Annotated in this window: 17 protein-coding genes and 1 pseudogene; 13 read left to right on the top strand and 5 right to left on the bottom strand. The window is 30.7% G+C overall.

All coding sequences use genetic code 11. The features are described 5' to 3' along the window. Nucleotide 1 precedes the first annotated feature (1 nt). From FGM02_RS10575 to FGM02_RS10520, 12 genes and pseudogenes are all read left to right on the top strand, one after another. A complete protein-coding gene (locus FGM02_RS10575) occupies nucleotides 2-709 on the top strand; it encodes a hypothetical protein (RefSeq protein WP_139958352.1) in 708 nt (235 codons plus the stop codon). Nucleotides 710-783: 74 nt separating this feature from the next. Continuing rightward, nucleotides 784-1,083 carry a helix-turn-helix domain-containing protein gene (locus FGM02_RS10570; protein WP_139958351.1) on the top strand — a complete coding sequence of 100 codons (300 nt, stop codon included), beginning with the start codon at nucleotides 784-786 and terminating at the stop codon, nucleotides 1,081-1,083. Nucleotides 1,084-1,088: 5 nt separating this feature from the next. Beyond that, entirely contained in the window at nucleotides 1,089-1,673 is a 585-nt protein-coding gene (locus tag FGM02_RS10565) for a hypothetical protein (protein ID WP_139958350.1), read from the top strand. 45 nt (nucleotides 1,674-1,718) lie between these two features. Next, nucleotides 1,719-2,684 carry a phage/plasmid replication domain-containing protein gene (locus FGM02_RS10560; RefSeq protein ID WP_139958349.1) on the top strand — a complete coding sequence of 322 codons (966 nt, stop codon included), beginning with the start codon at nucleotides 1,719-1,721 and terminating at the stop codon, nucleotides 2,682-2,684. Nucleotides 2,685-3,050: 366 nt separating this feature from the next. Further along, nucleotides 3,051-3,983, top strand: coding sequence for a GapS4a family protein (gene gapS4a, locus FGM02_RS10555; RefSeq protein ID WP_139958348.1), 933 nt, complete (start codon nucleotides 3,051-3,053; stop codon nucleotides 3,981-3,983). A 10-nt stretch (nucleotides 3,984-3,993) separates the two neighbouring features. Next, entirely contained in the window at nucleotides 3,994-5,118 is a 1,125-nt protein-coding gene (gene gapS4b, locus FGM02_RS10550) for a GapS4b family protein (RefSeq protein WP_139958347.1), read from the top strand. Between the two features lie 2 nt (nucleotides 5,119-5,120). After that, nucleotides 5,121-6,164 (top strand): nucleoid-associated protein, encoded by a 1,044-nt coding sequence (locus FGM02_RS10545; RefSeq protein ID WP_139958346.1) that lies wholly within the window; start codon nucleotides 5,121-5,123, stop codon nucleotides 6,162-6,164. Nucleotides 6,165-6,666: 502 nt separating this feature from the next. Next, a complete protein-coding gene (locus FGM02_RS10540; protein WP_139958345.1) occupies nucleotides 6,667-7,527 on the top strand; it encodes a hypothetical protein in 861 nt (286 codons plus the stop codon). Nucleotides 7,528-7,587: 60 nt separating this feature from the next. Beyond that, nucleotides 7,588-7,845, top strand: coding sequence for a hypothetical protein (locus tag FGM02_RS10535; RefSeq protein ID WP_139958344.1), 258 nt, complete (start codon nucleotides 7,588-7,590; stop codon nucleotides 7,843-7,845). 110 nt (nucleotides 7,846-7,955) lie between these two features. Beyond that, nucleotides 7,956-8,186, top strand: a pseudogene (locus FGM02_RS10530) (lysine--tRNA ligase); the annotation flags it as partial. Nucleotides 8,187-8,868: 682 nt separating this feature from the next. Beyond that, nucleotides 8,869-11,421 (top strand): AsmA-like C-terminal region-containing protein, encoded by a 2,553-nt coding sequence (locus FGM02_RS10525; RefSeq protein WP_139958343.1) that lies wholly within the window; start codon nucleotides 8,869-8,871, stop codon nucleotides 11,419-11,421. Between the two features lie 127 nt (nucleotides 11,422-11,548). Continuing rightward, nucleotides 11,549-12,031 carry a hypothetical protein gene (locus tag FGM02_RS10520; protein WP_139958342.1) on the top strand — a complete coding sequence of 161 codons (483 nt, stop codon included), beginning with the start codon at nucleotides 11,549-11,551 and terminating at the stop codon, nucleotides 12,029-12,031. Between the two features lie 35 nt (nucleotides 12,032-12,066). Here the strand turns inward: FGM02_RS10520 and FGM02_RS10515 are convergent, their stop codons facing one another. Genes FGM02_RS10515 through FGM02_RS10505 form a run of 3 tightly spaced genes read right to left on the bottom strand, consistent with a single transcriptional unit; the run spans nucleotide 12,067 to nucleotide 15,728 of the window. Beyond that, nucleotides 12,067-12,867 carry a glucosaminidase domain-containing protein gene (locus FGM02_RS10515; RefSeq protein WP_139958341.1) on the bottom strand — a complete coding sequence of 267 codons (801 nt, stop codon included), beginning with the start codon at nucleotides 12,865-12,867 and terminating at the stop codon, nucleotides 12,067-12,069. 6 nt (nucleotides 12,868-12,873) lie between these two features. Beyond that, nucleotides 12,874-13,806, bottom strand: a complete 933-nt coding sequence (locus FGM02_RS10510) for a 1-aminocyclopropane-1-carboxylate deaminase/D-cysteine desulfhydrase (protein WP_139958340.1) — start codon at nucleotides 13,804-13,806, stop codon at nucleotides 12,874-12,876. A gap of 2 nt (nucleotides 13,807-13,808) precedes the next feature. Then, nucleotides 13,809-15,728 (bottom strand): ABC-F family ATP-binding cassette domain-containing protein, encoded by a 1,920-nt coding sequence (locus FGM02_RS10505; RefSeq protein ID WP_139958339.1) that lies wholly within the window; start codon nucleotides 15,726-15,728, stop codon nucleotides 13,809-13,811. A gap of 153 nt (nucleotides 15,729-15,881) precedes the next feature. On the opposite strand from FGM02_RS10505, the gene FGM02_RS10500 reads away from it, so the two are divergent. After that, nucleotides 15,882-16,265, top strand: a complete 384-nt coding sequence (locus FGM02_RS10500) for a DUF983 domain-containing protein (protein WP_139958338.1) — start codon at nucleotides 15,882-15,884, stop codon at nucleotides 16,263-16,265. Between the two features lies 1 nt (nucleotide 16,266). On the opposite strand, the gene FGM02_RS10495 is transcribed toward FGM02_RS10500, so the two are convergent. Together FGM02_RS10495 and porN are read right to left on the bottom strand one after the other, a co-directional pair. Further along, complete coding sequence (locus FGM02_RS10495; protein WP_139958337.1) at nucleotides 16,267-17,313, bottom strand: NAD(P)/FAD-dependent oxidoreductase; 1,047 nt, start codon at nucleotides 17,311-17,313, stop codon at nucleotides 16,267-16,269. Nucleotides 17,314-17,403: 90 nt separating this feature from the next. Then, on the bottom strand, nucleotides 17,404-18,312 hold the full coding sequence (gene porN / locus FGM02_RS10490) for a type IX secretion system ring subunit PorN/GldN (RefSeq protein WP_317133623.1): 909 nt from the start codon (nucleotides 18,310-18,312) through the stop codon (nucleotides 17,404-17,406).

Raw genomic sequence — 18,312 nt, 5'->3', positions numbered from 1 at the left:
TATGGAACTACAAGAGATAAAAACATTGGTTGAGAATTTTGAGGACAAAATAATTCACAACTTTGAAACACATTTTAGTTATTTAGTGTTAGAAGATTTTTATGATGGAGGATATGAAGACCAAATTGAAGATTCCTTTTATTATGAAGAATATTTTTCAAGATATAGTAATGATATCATCAATCTACTTCTAGAGACAGAAGACAATATGACTAGTGAATTCATGGAGATAAAGATTCGATTAATCAAATTAAAAAGAATTATTGACACTAGACTCTCTAAGATTAAAACAAACAATAACAATCCTTCAAGAACTAAAACCCGTAATACTCAATTCATTTTCAATAGTAATATTAACAAGGAAAACATTATTAATCTAATCTATACCTTGTTATTAAATAACAAACTCATCAATGAAGATGAAGACACATTTAAATCACATTTCGAAACTAACTGGGATAGTAAAATCCGATGGTTAGGAACCGAAATACAGTTAACACATTTAATCACTTTATTAATCGAAAACAACATCTTAGATAACGAGACACAAAACTTCAAATACAAGGTTATTTCATCACACTTTATTAACAAAAAAGAAAACCCTTATAAAGAGAAACAATTAAGTTCTGTTTTGGCAGATAAAAGAGTAATGATACCTAATGATGATATCACTTTTAAAATCATTCAAGAAATAAGTACTCACTTATAACTCACTTTCCACTTATCGACTAAACCTCTATTAGTTAAGACATTTACACCATATTAATTTTAAATATTTTAAATATGGTCAAGATCAAAGAATTAGTAAAAGAGGTAAAATCTCTCAAACGTGAGATAAAGAAAAGTCATCTTTATCGGAAACGTATCTACACAATTAAAGAATCGGCATTTGTAATAGGAGTAAGTCTTTCCTATATGCAAAAGTTGGTTGGTTCCAAACAACTCCCCCATTCCAAACCCTCAGGAAAACTAATCTTTATCAAACGGAGGGATTTAGAAAACTTTATTCTGAGTAATCCTATCAAAACTAATGATGAGGTTGACACTCTTGTATCCAACACTTTAATAAACTTAAAAAACTAGAAATTATGAAGAAATTAGAAAGAAAAATTTTAAACAGAATTAAAGAAGTAACAATTTTAAGAGTGCACTCAGAAGATGGATATAATGGAGAATTATTTTGTCGAAATTTAATAAAACACCAAATCGAACATCCAGAAAAAAGTAACGAAAAAGCTTTAATACTAGTGTATAAGGATGATATCGCAGAAACATCAGGTGGATTATTCGAAGAATTACTTTCAGACCAAAGAGCTCTTATAGAGGGGGTCGAAGCTTTTACTACTGTAGATTACATTCTTAAATGTGATGATTTAGAAAATTACATCAATGATAATAATATTAGTTTTGTATACATAAACCTGATAATGTTACGACATACAGATGAATACCATTTATATACAGTTTTAACAAAGACAAAAGCCAAGGGTATCATATTATTTTATGACATTCAAGAGGCTATAAATATGGGAGAATCAGACATTGATATTAGAATTTATGACGAAAAAATAAATCTTTACAGACTAATTCCTAAAAAAAACAGAAAAATAATTAGTGAATACATAGTTAAAAAACCTTTATTTCAAAAAGTCCAGCATCATAAACCTTTATAATAATAAGCTTAACAAATTTCCTTAACAAAGAAACAATTAGAATATATGATTGATACAATAAGTGGTTATATGGACTTAAGTAAAGATGACATTACATCCATTAAAGATGTAATGGAATCAGATGAGGGAAAGGAATGGAAGAATGACAGAGGGTTTACAATTGTAGTCCCTTTGTCTAATCTTTCTATTAGGATTAAATGTAATGAGGATAAGATACCTCACAAGTTTTATTTCAGAGGGTCATTATCAAAATTCTATTTCGGTAATAATCTTAAGGCATTAGATAGAGAAAGCACTATGAAAGCGATTAAAGAAATATCGGATAATTTAGGAGTAGATTTTAGAAAAGCAATACTTACTAGGGTTGACATTGGTGTAAATATAGAATTAGAACATCCTATTCATAAATATATAGAATGCCTTAAATCCTATCCAAGACTTGAATATTGTAGGTATAAAGACTCAGTTACATTTTTCACTAAGTATTCTTCTAAATCTTTAATTTTCTATGATAAAATCAAAGAGATTAAAAATAAAGACAAAGACCTTTATAGAACTTTCTCAAAAGAAATCAGAAATAAAAACATCATAAGGTATGAGATAAGATTAAGACGAAATTTAAAATACCATCTAAAAAAAAGGAAAATCAAGGTTAGAACACTTTACAATAAAAACACTTGGAATATGTTATTAGGAAAATGGGATAATGGATATGATAAAGTTATGAAGTTCGAATCCTTAAATGAACCCCTTTTTTTATTGAAGGAATACAACGGTGTTTTAAAATATTTAGCATCCTGTGGTTTATCATATGTTGGATATGACAAGGTTATTAATTCTATTTCAGATTTAACCTTTGATGTCAAAAACCCAAGGAGTAAGCGTAGTAAAATGAAATATGTAGTTAATAGTATTTTACTTGAGTCCAATAAAAACTCACTAGAGAAGTCCTTAGTTAAGGAATTAGATGATAAAATTAATATTTTGAATGTATATAATTATATAAATTAATATTAATAAATTTTGTCCCCCATTAATTATTTAAAAAGGCACTTTGTTATATATACTAGGTGCCTTTTTTAATGCCACAAATTTTGGGATAAGTGTATAAGGGATATCTCTCCTATTCACCTCGAAAGGACAACCGTAGTAAAAATGTAATCTAAGACTAATAGTATTTTACTTGAAACAAAATAAAACTCACTAGAGACGTCCTTAATAAAGGGATTGGATGATAAAACAAACTTTTTTTATCTATTAATTATTCAAAGGGACACTTTGGTCTATATTCTAGTCCCATTTCTATTACTGTGAATTTTTCATTATCATCTTAAAGATAAATTGATTAGTTTTATAGAAAATTCTAAAAAAAAGCTTATGGGAGAATGGTCAAAAAAAATTGGGGAATATGGAGAGAATATTGTAGAAAAATTTTTCACAATTGTGGGGTGGAATGATCTATCTAAGGGTATTGATATCCCTTGCCTTAACGAATCACATAAAAATAAAAATGGTAATCCGAGAAAAACTCACGGTGTAGATTTTTTATATTCCTATACAAATCCTTTAGTTTCAGGTCAACTTAATAATATATTAATTTCTGCGAAATACAAAACATCAAAATACCCTAATAGCTCTTCTCAAAAATTCAAAGAATATATGGATGATTTGATTATTGCATTAGAGTGTTATGATGGCTCTGAAATCAAGAGCAACGTTATTTCCAGTTTCCAAACTTCATTTGTTAATGATATTGGAATATTAATTTGGTTAAATAATAACCCTGAAAGTAATGATGATTTAATTAGTTCTGTTTCAAACTCAAGGGTCTTAGATACTCACACCAATAAAGTGATTTTTATTCTAGATAATAAACGTGTTGTTTTTATTTTAGAAGTAATGAAGTTTATTAAAACGAAAAGTGACAAATACAACTACTCTTTCTATTATCCTAACACAGGACAAAATATTAACCCAATAACTAGAATAAATGACGGAAAAATATTACCTGTTGAGTATTTAAATTCAAGTATTATACCCATCAAATTAGTCAACAAAAATAATGACAAAGAAAAATCTTTAATTCTAGCTACCATAGATAATTTTGAAGAAGATGACTTGATGAGACTTATTGGACTATCGAAAGATATTTCTACTGAACTCGTAGGAGAAGTTATAATAGCTTTTCATGATTTTGATGAAGTAAAACACGATTTGATAGTGACTCAAACAAAACAGAAGTTTCAAGCAAGTGAATACACAAAAAATATTAAGGTTGTTAATTTCATGAACCCTATTAATGCTTTTTAAATCCTAATAAATGAATTCAGAACATAAAGACATAAAAAAAATAATTCCCTTCGGAGAATATTTAAGAGGGTTTGTAAATCAAAAGTATATAACTTCAGCAGAATTGAATAGGATTTTAAAAGAGAGAGGAATCTTTGCATTAAATTCTGATAAGGAATTCACGGTCCCGTTACTCCAAACGTTATTGTTATCTCCAAGCGAGTTTGATAAAATAAGAGAAGCTTTTTCTACACGAGAAGATAACCCTAAAGTTAATTCTAGTGACATAAACTGGGTTCAAAACTCCAAAATATTCGTACCTGATATGATGTCAGTAGAAGTAGAGAATTTTTTAAAAATAAACCTACCTACTTGTTCATTAGAACAACCCATTAGGTTTTCACCGGTTGAATCAAACATCAATCATCTTAGGGCTCAATTTAGTATTAAAAGAAATGACATAAACAAATCTTGGTATGAACAAACTAATTTATTTGAAGCAAAAATTGAGATTATTAAAGATGAGACTGGAACGGGAAGAATCATAATATCACATACAGCCCCTGAGACTAAAGAACTTGCTGAATTTGTAGTAAAACAACAAATCAAAAAATATAAAGAAAAAAATATAGTTGCCCAAAAAGAAGAACCTAGAAAAATTTTCTTTAATGATTTTACGAATGAAGAACGTTTTATATTTTTCTTTAGGTTAACAAGTAGTTTAGATTCAGATTATTTTGATTTTCAGGATATAAAAGAATTTTCGATTAAACCTGAAGACACTGTTTTACCTGATAAAATAAAATGGATGGAAAAACTCAATAAAATCCTTTTATCTGGTAAATCACTTGATAAAAAAGAGTTTATAAAGGACAGTAGTTATCATAAACACTTAATCATATGGAGTATAGACTCTGTTTACTCTTATGACTTTAAGGGACAAACAGGGACTTTCACAATAGATTTCGGGTTTCCTGATTATACTAAAAAAGGTGGGAAGTCTGAATTTGAATTAAACATTTCATCTTTTAAACCCAATAACTCTTTAGATACTAGAGCTAAAATAAAGCTGAAACACAAATTATTGTCTGAAATGGATAAACAAAAATCTACAGTTTACAATAATTTTTTAGATTATAAACTTAAGAATTCTTAAATATGTCCATTAATTTTATTGAAGCCTCTATTGAGAAGCTTGTTGTTCACAAAGTTGGGAATAAAGTTGCAGATGAAAATTTTGTGATTTCAAAAAAAGAGGTAATTCTTGATAAAGAAACAACTCTACTTCTATCCCATTATTTTTTATCTCAATTCAAATCTGCTGAACTATATCGTTTTTATCACGATACAGAATTATCTTATAACGAAACATATTCTTATACTTCAAAAATTTTCACAGACCCTAGTTTACTTATAGAGCAATCATCTAATATCGCTCGACATTTATACAACCAAAGTACACATCCTAAAATTAAAGGTGGAGAATTTTATTTGGTTTATTTTAAAAACTGTGTTTTAGATGGTGAAATTCTTGATGGTATAGGTTTATTCAAATCTGAAAATAAAGACACTTTTTTAGAGGTTGAACCAATCATAGACGGATTTGAAATAGAATCTCGAAAAGGAATTAACATTAATAAATTAGATAAAGGAGTGTTAATTTTTAATACTCAAAAAGAAACTGGTTTTATTCTTTCTATTATTGATAACACTAATCGTAATATTGAAGCACAATATTGGAAAGATGACTTCTTAGGTGTTGAGCCTGTAAAGAATGAATTTCATCAAACGAATCAATTCTTAGGGATTACTAAACAATTTGTTACAAAGCAGATGACAGAGGATTTTGAAGTAACAAAAGCAGAACAAATTGACTTATTAAATCGTTCTGTTGAATATTTTAAAACGAATGATAAATTTGAAAAAAATGAATTTGAAAAAACGGTTTTCCAAAACAAAGAATTAATTGAATCCTTCCAAGGTTTTGATAATTCTTATAGGAACACTAATGATATAATCCTTTCTGATAATTTCGATATATCTTCACAAGCTGTAAAAAAACAAATTAGAGCTTTTAAAAAAGTTCTAAAACTAGATAAAAATTTTCATATCTATATCCATGGTGATAAAGACTTAATAGAACAAGGAATAGAAAAAGACGGACGAAAATTTTACAAAATATATTACAAGGACGAAAGTTAGTCTAAACTAAGGATGGAATAAAATAGATTTAACAAAACACAATCAGGGATTAACAAAATTCCCATATATTTGAACATCACTAAAACAAACAACATATAGGAAAATAAAGTTCTTTACATATAATAACCGAAAGGCATTAGTCATCTAATAACTTGGACAAAAACTGGTAATTTTTAACAATCAAGTAGGAAAAGGATGAACTAATGCCCGTGTCTCTTATGGGCATGGGCTTAGTTCACTTTACTTGATAGGTATACCAGTACCTCGTCCAAGAGTGGGCTATGGTACCATGCCTTATTCATTTTATAACCTTTCAATCTTGGTACTAGGTTGTCATTAGAAACACACTAATTATGATGAAGTCAACTTTTATCTATTCAATAGGTAAAACACTATTCCAAACAAGACAACCTCTTGAAAACAGATTCACTCAAACCTTTATAAGACCTATACTTGAAGATTCAAGTCGTAGGGTATCAATCAACTTAAAATCCCTATCACTATGAAGAATAAAAACATAATTATACTAGGGTTGATTGGTATCATTGGTGTATTAGGATTTAAGAATTACCAATCAAACGAAAGAGAAGAACCAAAAGAAGAATCTAGACCTAAAAAAGAAAATCCTACACAAAAAGAAGATAACTCTTTAGTATATTCATATAGTAGTAACAGATATGATGAATTAAAAAGGAACAAAAACAAATCCTATCAGATAGACACTATATTTGAAGTAGAAAAGAAAAGTTTTCATTCTTTCGATTTACAAAAGAAAATCATAACCTTAGTAATCATAAACTATCAAAATGAAAATACACTTACTCTTCCTTTTAAAATAGATGAATATAATATCCCTAAAAAAATCATTGATGGGTCAAGTACAGTATTCAATCTAAACGAACCATACTTCAAAAAGGTAACAATTAGAAAAGACGGTAATATTATATACACACTAGAAGATGGTGCAGAGATTATATATAAAGGAATAAGAAAAATAGATAATAAAATACTAGACAAGTATAAAACCAATCAAATACCTGAACCTAATAATAACAAAAGTAAGGAACCTACATCAGGAGAATTTGAATCCTCAGAACATTGGAGAAAAGAGGCATATGATGTAGCCCTACAATATGTTCAAAAGGCGATAAACAAAAAAGAAAACTGTAAAGTAATCCGTCAGGGTATCTATCAACCATACCTTCTCAAGAACATTGGTAACTTTGGTTACTTGGTTAAAACCTATTGCGAATTTGATTGCAATCAGAATTATCTTAATCCTGCTAATATTTGGGTTGAGGTATATTACCAAGGTAATAACACTTGGAAAGGGGAAATCATTAAACAGAAATTAACTCATTAACGAAAAACCTTATTCCTTATTATGGTTTAGCAAATAATTAAGTATTTTTACAAAAAAACTATGGCTACAAGTAATGAATATACATATTGGCATCTTACACCTACTGGATGGGTTTCAGGAGATTCTAAAACTGATTTTAATAAAAAAAGTAATAAGTTAAAACCAACAAACACCGTTTTAACAATTTTATATAAAGAATTCTTAGGACATCCTTTTGCTAAACTTGAAATCACACAAGAAAGAATCTTTGAAATAGAAGATAAAGAATTAATTAAAGACTTAGAGGCGAAATACCAATTTCCCGAACATATTTCATAATCGCACATTATATCAGATACAACTACAGTTTTCGTCACGTATTTGTCACGACACAATACACAACTCTTAAAAACAACAGTAAACAAAGGGTATTCACGAGATACGATTCATTCTTCCCTCAAATGAGACCTGAGAAAAAAGCTCCTTCTGTAGAATTGAACGAGGAAGAAAAATCTGTATTGGCCATTGTAACAAAAGCTGAGAAAATAGCCTTAGCTGATTTAAAAACCCAATCAGGATTATCAAATAAAAAATGGGATAAAACCATAAAAGGATTAACAAAAAATAATTTGGCATCTGTTAATAAAACAGAAGAAGGTTTATTTGTGGAGTTGGCTTAAACTCAATTCACAAAAATATAATAGAAAGGAATCCTCAAAAGGGGTTCCTTTTTTTGTTTTATAAAAACACTCTAAAATTGAAAGTAAGGAGGATATCTTATTCATTTCCTACGAAAAATTAAACCACGGATTTTTCCAAATATTTAGTCTCGAAAAGTAGTCACTCCTATAAATACACCTCTCATCACTTCTAAAAAGGAGAACTAAATTGAATAATAGTCCATTTTCACCTCCTTATAATTTTCGAAATACTGCCCATTTTTAATCGATTTCAAATAAAAATTTAGATACTTCAAAAAACACTCCTAATAACACAGTTGTTGGCCTCTTTAAAAAAAATGATTTTTTTACAAAAAGTTATTCACTAAAGAATCTTTACCATTCACTAACCACAATAAACCATTCACTAAAGTTCTAAAATTGCGTTATTTTATAAACATACTTTTACAAAACACGTTTTTATCATAAAAAAACATTGTTTTATAACGGTACATTACAATTTTTTATTACTTTTGACCAAGTTGGTGTTATGCACCAACTTCTTTTTCATAGCAATTTTCCCACTCTATTCGTAGAGTGGGTTTTTTTTGCTCCAAAGCTTCCTCTTTTTTATTCATATTTAACAAGAAAAAAAATAAAAAGATATTTATAGATTGTATTTTTGTTGGTAAAACGTATCAGAATGAAAAAAGCGATCAAAATCATTACCATTGTATTTCTAAGCATTATTGTCTTATTAATAACTATTCCATTTTTATTCAAAAGTCAAATTGAAGAAATCATTACCAAGGAAATTAAGAATACACTAACTGCAGATGTTTCTTTTGATAGTTTTAGTATAAGCTTACTTAAAAATTTTCCAAGTGCAACTATTATCCTATCAGATTTTTCAATTGTTCCGAAAGCTCCTTTTGATGAGACTCCCCTATTTTCAAGCGAAACCATATTACTAGAAACAAATCTTTCAGATTTAATTTCACAACAACCTAAAGTCAAAAATATTAGTATTTCAAACGCACAAATTGCCATTCTTACCAACAAGGAAGGTGCGGTAAATTATAATATTGTAAAAGACACTGGGGCTACTGTTGAAGAAACAAGCAACGAATCGTCTAATTTTTCTTTAGAAATTGAAAACTACAGTCTGAGTAATATTGACTTTTTGTACAAAGATGACAGTAGCGACATGAGTGTCGTACTAAAAAACCTAAATCATACCGGTACTGGAAAATACATCGATAACTCGATGTTGTTAAATACAAATTCAACTTTAGAATCCTTTACCTTTTCTATGGGAGAAATTCCCTATCTAAATAAAGTTACTATCAATTGGAATGCCGTATTGGCCATCGATTTAAACTCACTTAAAGTAGACTTTAAAGAAAACCTAGCCCATTTAAACGATTTAAATATTTCCTTTGACGGATTTATTCAACCCAATGATGCCGGGATTCTTATGGACTTAAAAATAGCTGCAAAAGAATCTCAGTTCAAAAGTTTATTATCGTTAGTTCCTTCAGCCTATGCTTCGAATTTTAAAGATGTAAAAGCGAGTGGAGGCTTAAATTTAGAAGGAAGAATACATGGACAATATGCGGAAACCGAAATTCCTAAATTCGACATTCATATCGACTCTAAAAATGCTTCATTCCAATACCCTGATTTACCTAAATCTGTCAGCAATATTACCATTATAACAAGTATTATAAATACCACGGGTAAAGAGGAAGATATCAAAGTAAACATCAAAGATTTTGGTTTTCAAATTGACAAAGATGTTTTTAAAGCATCTAGCATCATAACCAATTTAACAAGCAACCCAACGGTTACTGCCAAATTAGAAGGTGTTGTCAACCTTGACAATCTATCAAAAGCCTATCCGGTTGCTTTAGAGCAGGAACTCCATGGAACCATAAGCGCCCAATTGCAAACGGCATTTAATATGGAAGCCATTGATAAAAACAAATACCAAGAAATAAAAAACAGCGGTGTTATTCGCATAAAAAACTTCACAACAAAAACAGAGCTCTTGCCTCATGAAATTGCCATTGCGACTTCAGAATTGGTCTTCGATTCTAAATCTTTTAAACTCACAAAATTTGAAGCCAAAACAGGTGATAGTGATTTGTCCATAAACGGGCGTATTGACAATTTATATGGCTACATTTTTAGCGACAACGATTTAAAAGGTAATTTCAATTTATCATCAAAAAAACTTAAAATTAGCGACCTGCTAACTGCAGCTGACACGACCACTGTTGCATCTCAAAAAGACTCACTACAAATTGCGACTACTTCGGAAGCAATAAAAATACCGGCAAAAATTGATGCTGTTATCAATGTAAAAGCACAGGAGGTTTTGTACGACAACCTTGTACTGTCGCAATTAACAGGTGTATTGAAAATTAAAGATCAAAAGGCTATTTTTGAAAACACCAAAGCCAATATGTTGGGTGGAACTATTGCAATTACCGGAAAAGTAGATACCCAGCCGACACCAAGTAATTTCGATTTTAAATTAAATATCAAAGATTTTGATATTGCCAATTCATTTACTTCTTTAGATTTACTTGCTTCTATGGCTCCTTTTGCCAATTCCATTGACGGAAAAATGAGTACCAATTTTAACTTAAGTGGCGCACTAGACAATGATTTCTTTCCCGATACAAAATCGTTAAAAGGAGATGCTTTGGCAAATTTAGATGTTACAAAAGTAGACGCCTCGAAATCGAAAGCGATGAGCTTGATGGAAAGCAAACTTTCTTTTATAGATTTCTCAAAACTTGATGTTAAAAAAGTAGCGGCTAAATTAAATTTTGCTGAACAAAAGGTAATTTTTACCCCCTTTAAAATTGCGACCTACGACGGTATGCCAATTACCTTAGGAGGGTCGCACAGTTTTGAAAACCAAATGGATTATAAAGTAACCATGGATTTACCTGCCAAATACTTAGGAAGTGAAGTTTCAGGATTGTTATCTAGCTTATCGGCTACCGATCAAAACACGATGAAAGTTCCTTTTACTATACATATTGGAGGTGCCGTAAGCAAGCCATCTGTTCAACCCGATTTAAAATCTGCAACTTCAGCACTTTCACAAAAAATAGTTAGTACGCAAAAAACGAAATTAGTAGATAAACTATTGGGCAAAACCTCAAAAGAAAAAGATTCAACAAAAAACAGCTCTAGTGATTTAAAAGACAAAGCTAAAAATTTATTGAAAGGACTTTTTTAAACGAACCTATTGCCCATTTTAAGAAGTTCTAAGAAGGATTTTTCCTTTTAGTGTTAAAGAGTGTTAAGCTATTTAAACTTAACAATAAGTCTTAGGTCTTAGAGTAGAATCTTAAAAACATATAAAAATGAAAAAAGTAATTTTATCAGCAGTATTAATGGTATTAACAGTTACCATGGCAATGGCGCAGCCAAAACAACACGGGTCTAAAAAAATGGATTTTACTCCAGAGCAAAAATCAAGATTGGCCGTTAAGAAATTGACATTAGCATTAGATCTTTCTACTTCGCAACAGCAAAAATTGAAACCTCTAATTATGGAAGGTATTCAAAAGCGAGAAGCGGTAATGGCTGAACACAAAGCAAATAGATCTCAAAAAAAGCAACTATCGTCTGATGAAGCTTATGTAAAGATGAACAAGATGTTGGATGAAAAAATTGCAGCTCAAAAGAAAATCAAAAGTATCTTAAACAAAGATCAATTTGAAAAATGGCTAAAAATGAAATCTCATAGAGAAGGTAGAAAAGGTCATGGAAAAATGAGTGAGAAAGGAAAAGGACCTCAGGGTGAAAAAGGCAAAAAAAGCCGCAAGCATAAACAAGCAGCATAATTATAAAAAAAAGACCCTTACATTGGGTCTTTTTTTTATTCTACTCTTAGTTCATCTCCAATACTAATGGTATTGGAATCTAAATTATTCAATGCTTTTAACTCTTCAACACTTAATTTGTGTTTTCTTGAAATGGAATATAAAGTATCACCTTTTCGTATTTTATGCTTTTTAAATCTCTCTTTTGGATCGTCCTTAATTTTCTTTTTTAAAACAATTTTATCATAGTTATTCAATTTATAGGTCTCAATCAAACGAATTAATTTTTCCGGATATCTTTTATCTGTTGCATAGCCAGCCTTTCTTAAACCCTTTGCCCAGCCTTTGTAATCATCCTTTTTTAGTTTGAACAAAGCATCATATCGAGAACGTGTTTTTAAGAATTCAGAATGATCCTTATAGGACGTCTCTATTTCTTTATACTTCCGAAAACATTCTTGTTTTTCATCATCATCATGCTTTACATAATCTCCTTTCCAACCAACATGACATTTTACACCAAAATGATTATTTGATTTTAGTGCCAATTGACTAACCCCACTTCCTGATTCTAAAATACCCTGCGCCAAAGTAATACTTGCTGGAATTTTATTCTTTTTCATCTCCTCCATGGCCACCTCTGCATATTTGCTAATATAGGCAACGGTACGCACGTCCAAATTGGCTTTTTTCTTGACTAACTTATCTACTTCTTTTTTTACTTTTTTGTCCTTTGGTTTTTCAATAACCACCTTTGGAAGAGGAATTCTTTTTCCTTTTGAAACCGATTTTGAAGACCCACAACTAACAAATAATAGCAAGAGGGCAACAGAAACGGAAGCTTTTACAATTCTCATAAATTTTTATTTTAATAAGGGCAACGCCTTTTTCTTTAACACTGAATTCATACCCGAAATACCTTGTAGGCCTCCCGTGTGTATCAGTAATATTTTTGATCCTTCTGAAAAATAGTCTTTTTCTATCAAATCTAAAACTCCATATACCATTTTTCCCGTATAAACCGGATCTAGTGGAATTTGATTCGCTTCTTTAAAATCATTGATAAAATCGACCAACTCTTTTGATACCTTTCCGTAACCACCAAAATGATATTCAGAAATCAGATCCCAATTTTTAGTATTAGGACTGTATTTTAGGATTTCATCTTTTAAAAAATCGCCTTTTAAAGCAGGAAATCCTAGAATTTTTTGATGTACAAAGGCACTGTTGATTATACCCGAAATAGTTCCTCCTGTACCCACGGCACAGCAAACAACATCAAATTTATCATCATCCGAATTTAGGATTTCTTCGCAACCTTTTATAGCCAAATCATTGGTACCTCCTTCTGGAACTATGTAGGCTTCTGGGTATTGCTTTCTTAGTTTCTCTAGAAATCCAGGGATTTCTTTTAAACGATAATCGCCTCTTGAAATAAATTGAAATTGCATACCAAACACAGCAGCCTGGCGTAAGGTTGCATTTCCTGCCAAGGTTTTTTCAACATGAACACCGAGCTCTTCTCCTCTAATAATTCCGATGGTTTCCATTCCATATTCTTTCCCTGCACCAGCAGTTGCTAAAATATGATTGGAAAAAGCCCCTCCAAAAGTCAGCAGTTGTTTGTAGCCTTTTTCTTGAGCTTTACCTATGTTGTACTTTAATTTTCTGAATTTATTTCCAGAAATAATAGGATGCAACTGATCTTCTCTTTTAATAAAAACAGAAACTTTCTTTTCCTCTAAAAGAGGAAGAAAAATTGGTTCCAATTTACTTGCTTCAGAAGAACTACGCATGTTTATGAATTGTATGCGTTCACCTGATCATCCAACTCTGACCAATCCTCCATCAATTTATCTAAACTGTCTTTTTTAGCTTGGTATTTTTCAAAGAAAGTTGGCTCTGCAGAAGTCTTTTCGTAATCCTCCGCTAATTTTGCATCCATATTAGAAATTTCCTTTTCTATATCTGAAATACTTCGCTCAACTTTACTTAATTTATTTTTAAGTTGTTTTAATTCCTTCTCATCTTCTCTGCTTAATTTATAAGCTTCCTTCTTTGGTTCTTTTTTAACCACTACTTTGGTTTTCTTTTCTGCTTCGCGCAAATTCTCCAATTTGTGTTCTTCTAAGAAATAATCAATATCTCCTAAATATTCTTTAATGACTTTGTCTTTAAACCCATAAACTGTATCTGTTAACCCCTGAAGAAAATCACGATCATGCGAAACGATAATTAAGGTTCCATCAAATTTTTTCAAAGCTTGTTTCAATACATTTTTTGAAGCAATGTCTAAGTGATTGGTAGGCTCATCCATAATCAGTACATTGAAAGGTGCTAGTAACAATTTACAAAGCGCCAAACGATTTCGTTCTCCCCCAGAAAGCACTTTCGCTTTTTTATCTGCGGCATCACCACCAAACAAAAAGGACCCCAACATATCTCTAACACGAGCTCGGTTAGAATCTGTTGCCGCATTTTCCATAATTTCCAAAACCGTTTCTTCCGGCGGTAAATGCTCTGATTGATTTTGAGCAAAATATCCAATTTCTACATTGTGCCCTAATTTTAGGTGTCCTTCAAAAGGAATATCTCCCACCATCATTTTAGCCAAAGTAGATTTTCCTTGTCCGTTTTGACCCACAAAAGCAATTCTACTATTTCTTTCAATTAACAAATCAACATTTTCCAAAACATGTTTATCACCGTAGCTTTTGCACATTTTTTCGGCTTCTACAACAATTTTACCGGGTTCCTTAGAAATGGCAAAACGAATATTCATGGTTGCATTGTCATCACCATCTACTTCAATTCTTTCTACTTTATCAAGCTGCTTAATTAAAGATTGTGCCATGGCCGATTTACTTGCCTTTGCTCTAAATTTATCAATTAATTGCTGTTTCGCTTTTATTTCTTTTTCTTGATTTTTCTGGGCTTGTAATTGTTTTTCTTTGATTTCACCTCTTAATAACAAAAATTCAGAATAGGGCTTTTTATAGTCGTAAATCTGTCCCAAAGAAATTTCAATGGTTCTATTTGTTACATTGTCTAAAAACATTTTATCATGCGAAACCAATACAATTGCACCTGAATATGATTTTAAAAAATTTTCCAACCAAATAATAGATTCTATATCCAAGTGATTGGTAGGCTCATCTAACAACAAAATGTCATTGTCTTGCAATAACAATTTGGCCAATTCAATACGCATACGCCAACCTCCAGAAAAAGTATCCGTTAACTTGTCAAAGTCGTCACGTTGAAAACCTAAACCTTGTAATATTTTTTCCGTATCTCCTTGGTAGTTATACCCTCCTAAAAGTTCATAACGCTCTGTTAAATCTGTTAAATCGTGAATTAACTTCGTATACTCTTCACTTTCATAATCGGTTCTAGTAGCTAACTGTTCGTTTATTTTTTCAAGCTTTACTTCAATCTCTTTTATTTCAGTAAACGCCTGGTAAGCCTCTTCAAGTATGGTTCTTCCTTCAACAAAATCAATATCTTGACGTAAAAAACCCATTCGAACGTCTTTCTCAAAAGCCATGGTACCACCACTCGTTTCAACGTCTTTGGACAAAACCTTTAAAAGTGTTGATTTTCCTGCTCCATTTTTACCAATCAATCCAATTCTATCTCCTTTATTCAATTTAAATGTAATTCCAGAAAATAAATCTGAGCCGGCAAATGAGACCGTTAAATTATGAACGTTTAACATGTATATATCGTGTTTTTTAGTTTTGCAAAGCTATTATAAATTTTTAGATTAAAATCTTCAAAATGAAATAGTCTTTCTAGTTATTTATTTGGTTGAATTTGATTACATCAATTAGATAATTGGTATTTTTGTTTTAGCAAAAAACTCGTCGATATGTTTCTTAAAAAGGGAAGTAAATTATATAGTATTTTAAAATTCAAATGTCCACAATGTCATGAGGGAGAGTTTTTTATTGACAAAAGATCATTCAAGCTTTCAAAGTTAACCCAATTGCACGAGCACTGTCCTAACTGTAATTTAAAATACATGATGGAACCATCATTTTTTTATGGTGCAATGTATGTAGCTTACGGATTAACTGTTGGACTTTCCATTCTAATATTTGTGATTTCAAACTTAGTTTTTGGGCTTGATTTATTAGAGTCTTTTTTAGCTATTATTATTTTACTATTAATTACCGGCCCCATAAACCTAAAATTTTCAAGAATTATTTGGATCAATATTTTTGTAAAATACAAAGCCCAAGAAAAAAAATAATTTATTTTTTATAAAACCGTTGAATATCGCATTCAGGATCTAGCGGCGTAGCCATTTCTAAATACTCATAGAGTTCTTTAGCTACTTTAGGCGCTATCATTACCCCACGTGTTCCCAAGCCGTTTAAAACGGCCAATTCTTTATACTCCTTATGAATTCCTACCAAAGGCCTTCTGTCTTTAACCGTAGGTCTAATACCTGCCGATTGTGCTAGCACTTTATATGGAACTTTGATAAAACTATCTAATTTTTCTAACAATTCTTTTTTACCTTCTTCCGTTGCTTTTAAGCTTTTGTCTTTCCAATTAAAAGTAGCTCCTACTTTGTACTGATGATTACCCAATGGCAAAACAAAAACCGAAGCTTTTATTAAAAAATCTACATCCAATTCTGGGGCATAAATAGTTAACAATTCTCCTTTGGCCTCATTCATTGGTAAATGTTGAAAAAATGGATTTTTATGCAAACCATAGCCTTCACAAAAAACAACTTTTTTGGCTAAAACGTCCTTATAGTGAACCTTTTCTTCTTTAAAATTCAGTTCATCGTAGTCAAAGGTTTCATATCGAATTGATTTTTGTTGCTCCAATAATTTTTTATAATCCTGCAACACCAATTTCGTATCTATTCTTCCCGTATTTTTTAATCGACCAAATCCATAATCGGCAATAATGCCTGTATTTGAATTTTTGACGATTTTATCATCCATAAAAGAATTCAGCAAGGGTTTTTCAGAAGCTACAAACCAATTGTTTTGTTCCTCTATCGATTTAAAAACACGGTAGGTATCGAAGGTATGATCGTAAATAGCAGAAAATTTATTTTCTAATTTTTTATAGAAAGGCAATGCATCTTCAATCTGCTGCTTTCCTTGCCATACTGGAGTAAATCTTTTTAAAACGACCGGATTGTATACACCACCAGCAACGTTAGAAGAGGTTTGAGAAGCATCTTCATACACCAAAAATGTTTTGTTATTGTCTGCTAGAATATCTGCAAAAGCCATTCCTGCCAAACCAAAACCAACAATTATATAATCTACTTCCATCTTTTATTTACTTTCATTTAAAACTTCTTAAAAACACAAAAAGACCTAATAAATAGATCTTTTTGCGGTACTCTTTAGGTGTAGAACTAATTAATAATTCCACATATCCAATTCTTTATTTCGAATTGTTTCCTTGATACGTTCCGATTCTAAAATCTGCAACAAAGCATTTCCACGAATATATTCGGTAATCGCTCTGTTTCCGTATAAATTTTCTTCTCTTAAAATAACAGCTGTAAAACGTCTGGCATTTAATATTTGATCAAATGAAATTGGCGATCTATGATTGTTTTCATTAAAGGCAGTTCCTTTATGCAATACTTCTCGAGCATTTGGATAAAAAACCCAAAACAAAGGCAAACTTTCATTTCCATCGATGTCATCTCTTCCCAATATCTGAACATCTGGCGCCATAGGTGCAATGGCCAACATTCTGTAACGCATTTCTCCTTGACGTTTGTCGAAGAACCAAATTCCTTTGATTCTATACCCATCAATATCTTCTGATTTTATTGAAATTTCATCTACATAATCCTTGATGTTCGTCTGACCTTCATTTAACAATTCATAAGCATAATCAGAAGTATCAACTCTTGTTAATTTTTGATTGATATCTTTCATTGTCAATTTTGACTTGAAAAAAGAATCATCATAAACTTCGCTAATTTCACCATCTTTTATTCCTTTTAACAAGGTATAAAACATCGATTTTCTACTACTATCTACATAAGTAGAATCAATAGGATAGTACAATGGTAAATTGATACGCTCATTTAAGTCGATATGCTCCCAAATAACCTTAGAATATAAAATATCTCGATCATCAATATAACCATAAGGCAAAGGTTTGTCTTTGTTCGCTAATTTTCTCGCCTCAGGCACCTGACCAATTTCATCGGGTGTATTTGCATTCAGTAAATTAAAATCAGCTTGAGCATTAACGTTACACGTTAACATAAACACCGCCCCTAATAGTAAATAACTTTTCAATTTCATCAT

Source organism: Flavicella sediminum (assembly GCF_006381105.1).
GTDB lineage: Bacteria > Bacteroidota > Bacteroidia > Flavobacteriales > Flavobacteriaceae > Flavicella > Flavicella sediminum.
This window is presented reverse-complemented; position numbering and strand designations above follow the sequence as displayed.

Excerpts from the sequence above, each read along its gene's own strand:
- FGM02_RS10570 (WP_139958351.1), top strand. The coding sequence starts at position 784 with ATGGTCAAGATCAAAGAATTAGTAAAAGAGGTAAAATCTCTCAAACGT.
- FGM02_RS10515 (WP_139958341.1), bottom strand. The coding sequence starts at position 12,867 with ATGAGAATTGTAAAAGCTTCCGTTTCTGTTGCCCTCTTGCTATTATTT.
- FGM02_RS10500 (WP_139958338.1), top strand. The coding sequence starts at position 15,882 with ATGTTTCTTAAAAAGGGAAGTAAATTATATAGTATTTTAAAATTCAAA.
- FGM02_RS10495 (WP_139958337.1), bottom strand. The coding sequence starts at position 17,313 with ATGGAAGTAGATTATATAATTGTTGGTTTTGGTTTGGCAGGAATGGCT.
- FGM02_RS10545 (WP_139958346.1), top strand. The coding sequence starts at position 5,121 with ATGTCCATTAATTTTATTGAAGCCTCTATTGAGAAGCTTGTTGTTCAC.
- gapS4a (WP_139958348.1), top strand. The coding sequence starts at position 3,051 with ATGGGAGAATGGTCAAAAAAAATTGGGGAATATGGAGAGAATATTGTA.
- FGM02_RS10575 (WP_139958352.1), top strand. The coding sequence starts at position 2 with ATGGAACTACAAGAGATAAAAACATTGGTTGAGAATTTTGAGGACAAA.
- FGM02_RS10560 (WP_139958349.1), top strand. The coding sequence starts at position 1,719 with ATGATTGATACAATAAGTGGTTATATGGACTTAAGTAAAGATGACATT.
- FGM02_RS10520 (WP_139958342.1), top strand. The coding sequence starts at position 11,549 with ATGAAAAAAGTAATTTTATCAGCAGTATTAATGGTATTAACAGTTACC.
- FGM02_RS10565 (WP_139958350.1), top strand. The coding sequence starts at position 1,089 with ATGAAGAAATTAGAAAGAAAAATTTTAAACAGAATTAAAGAAGTAACA.
- FGM02_RS10535 (WP_139958344.1), top strand. The coding sequence starts at position 7,588 with ATGGCTACAAGTAATGAATATACATATTGGCATCTTACACCTACTGGA.
- FGM02_RS10510 (WP_139958340.1), bottom strand. The coding sequence starts at position 13,806 with ATGCGTAGTTCTTCTGAAGCAAGTAAATTGGAACCAATTTTTCTTCCT.
- gapS4b (WP_139958347.1), top strand. The coding sequence starts at position 3,994 with ATGAATTCAGAACATAAAGACATAAAAAAAATAATTCCCTTCGGAGAA.
- FGM02_RS10505 (WP_139958339.1), bottom strand. The coding sequence starts at position 15,728 with ATGTTAAACGTTCATAATTTAACGGTCTCATTTGCCGGCTCAGATTTA.
- FGM02_RS10525 (WP_139958343.1), top strand. The coding sequence starts at position 8,869 with ATGAAAAAAGCGATCAAAATCATTACCATTGTATTTCTAAGCATTATT.
- FGM02_RS10540 (WP_139958345.1), top strand. The coding sequence starts at position 6,667 with ATGAAGAATAAAAACATAATTATACTAGGGTTGATTGGTATCATTGGT.
- porN (WP_317133623.1), bottom strand. The coding sequence starts at position 18,312 with ATGATGAAATTGAAAAGTTATTTACTATTAGGGGCGGTGTTTATGTTA.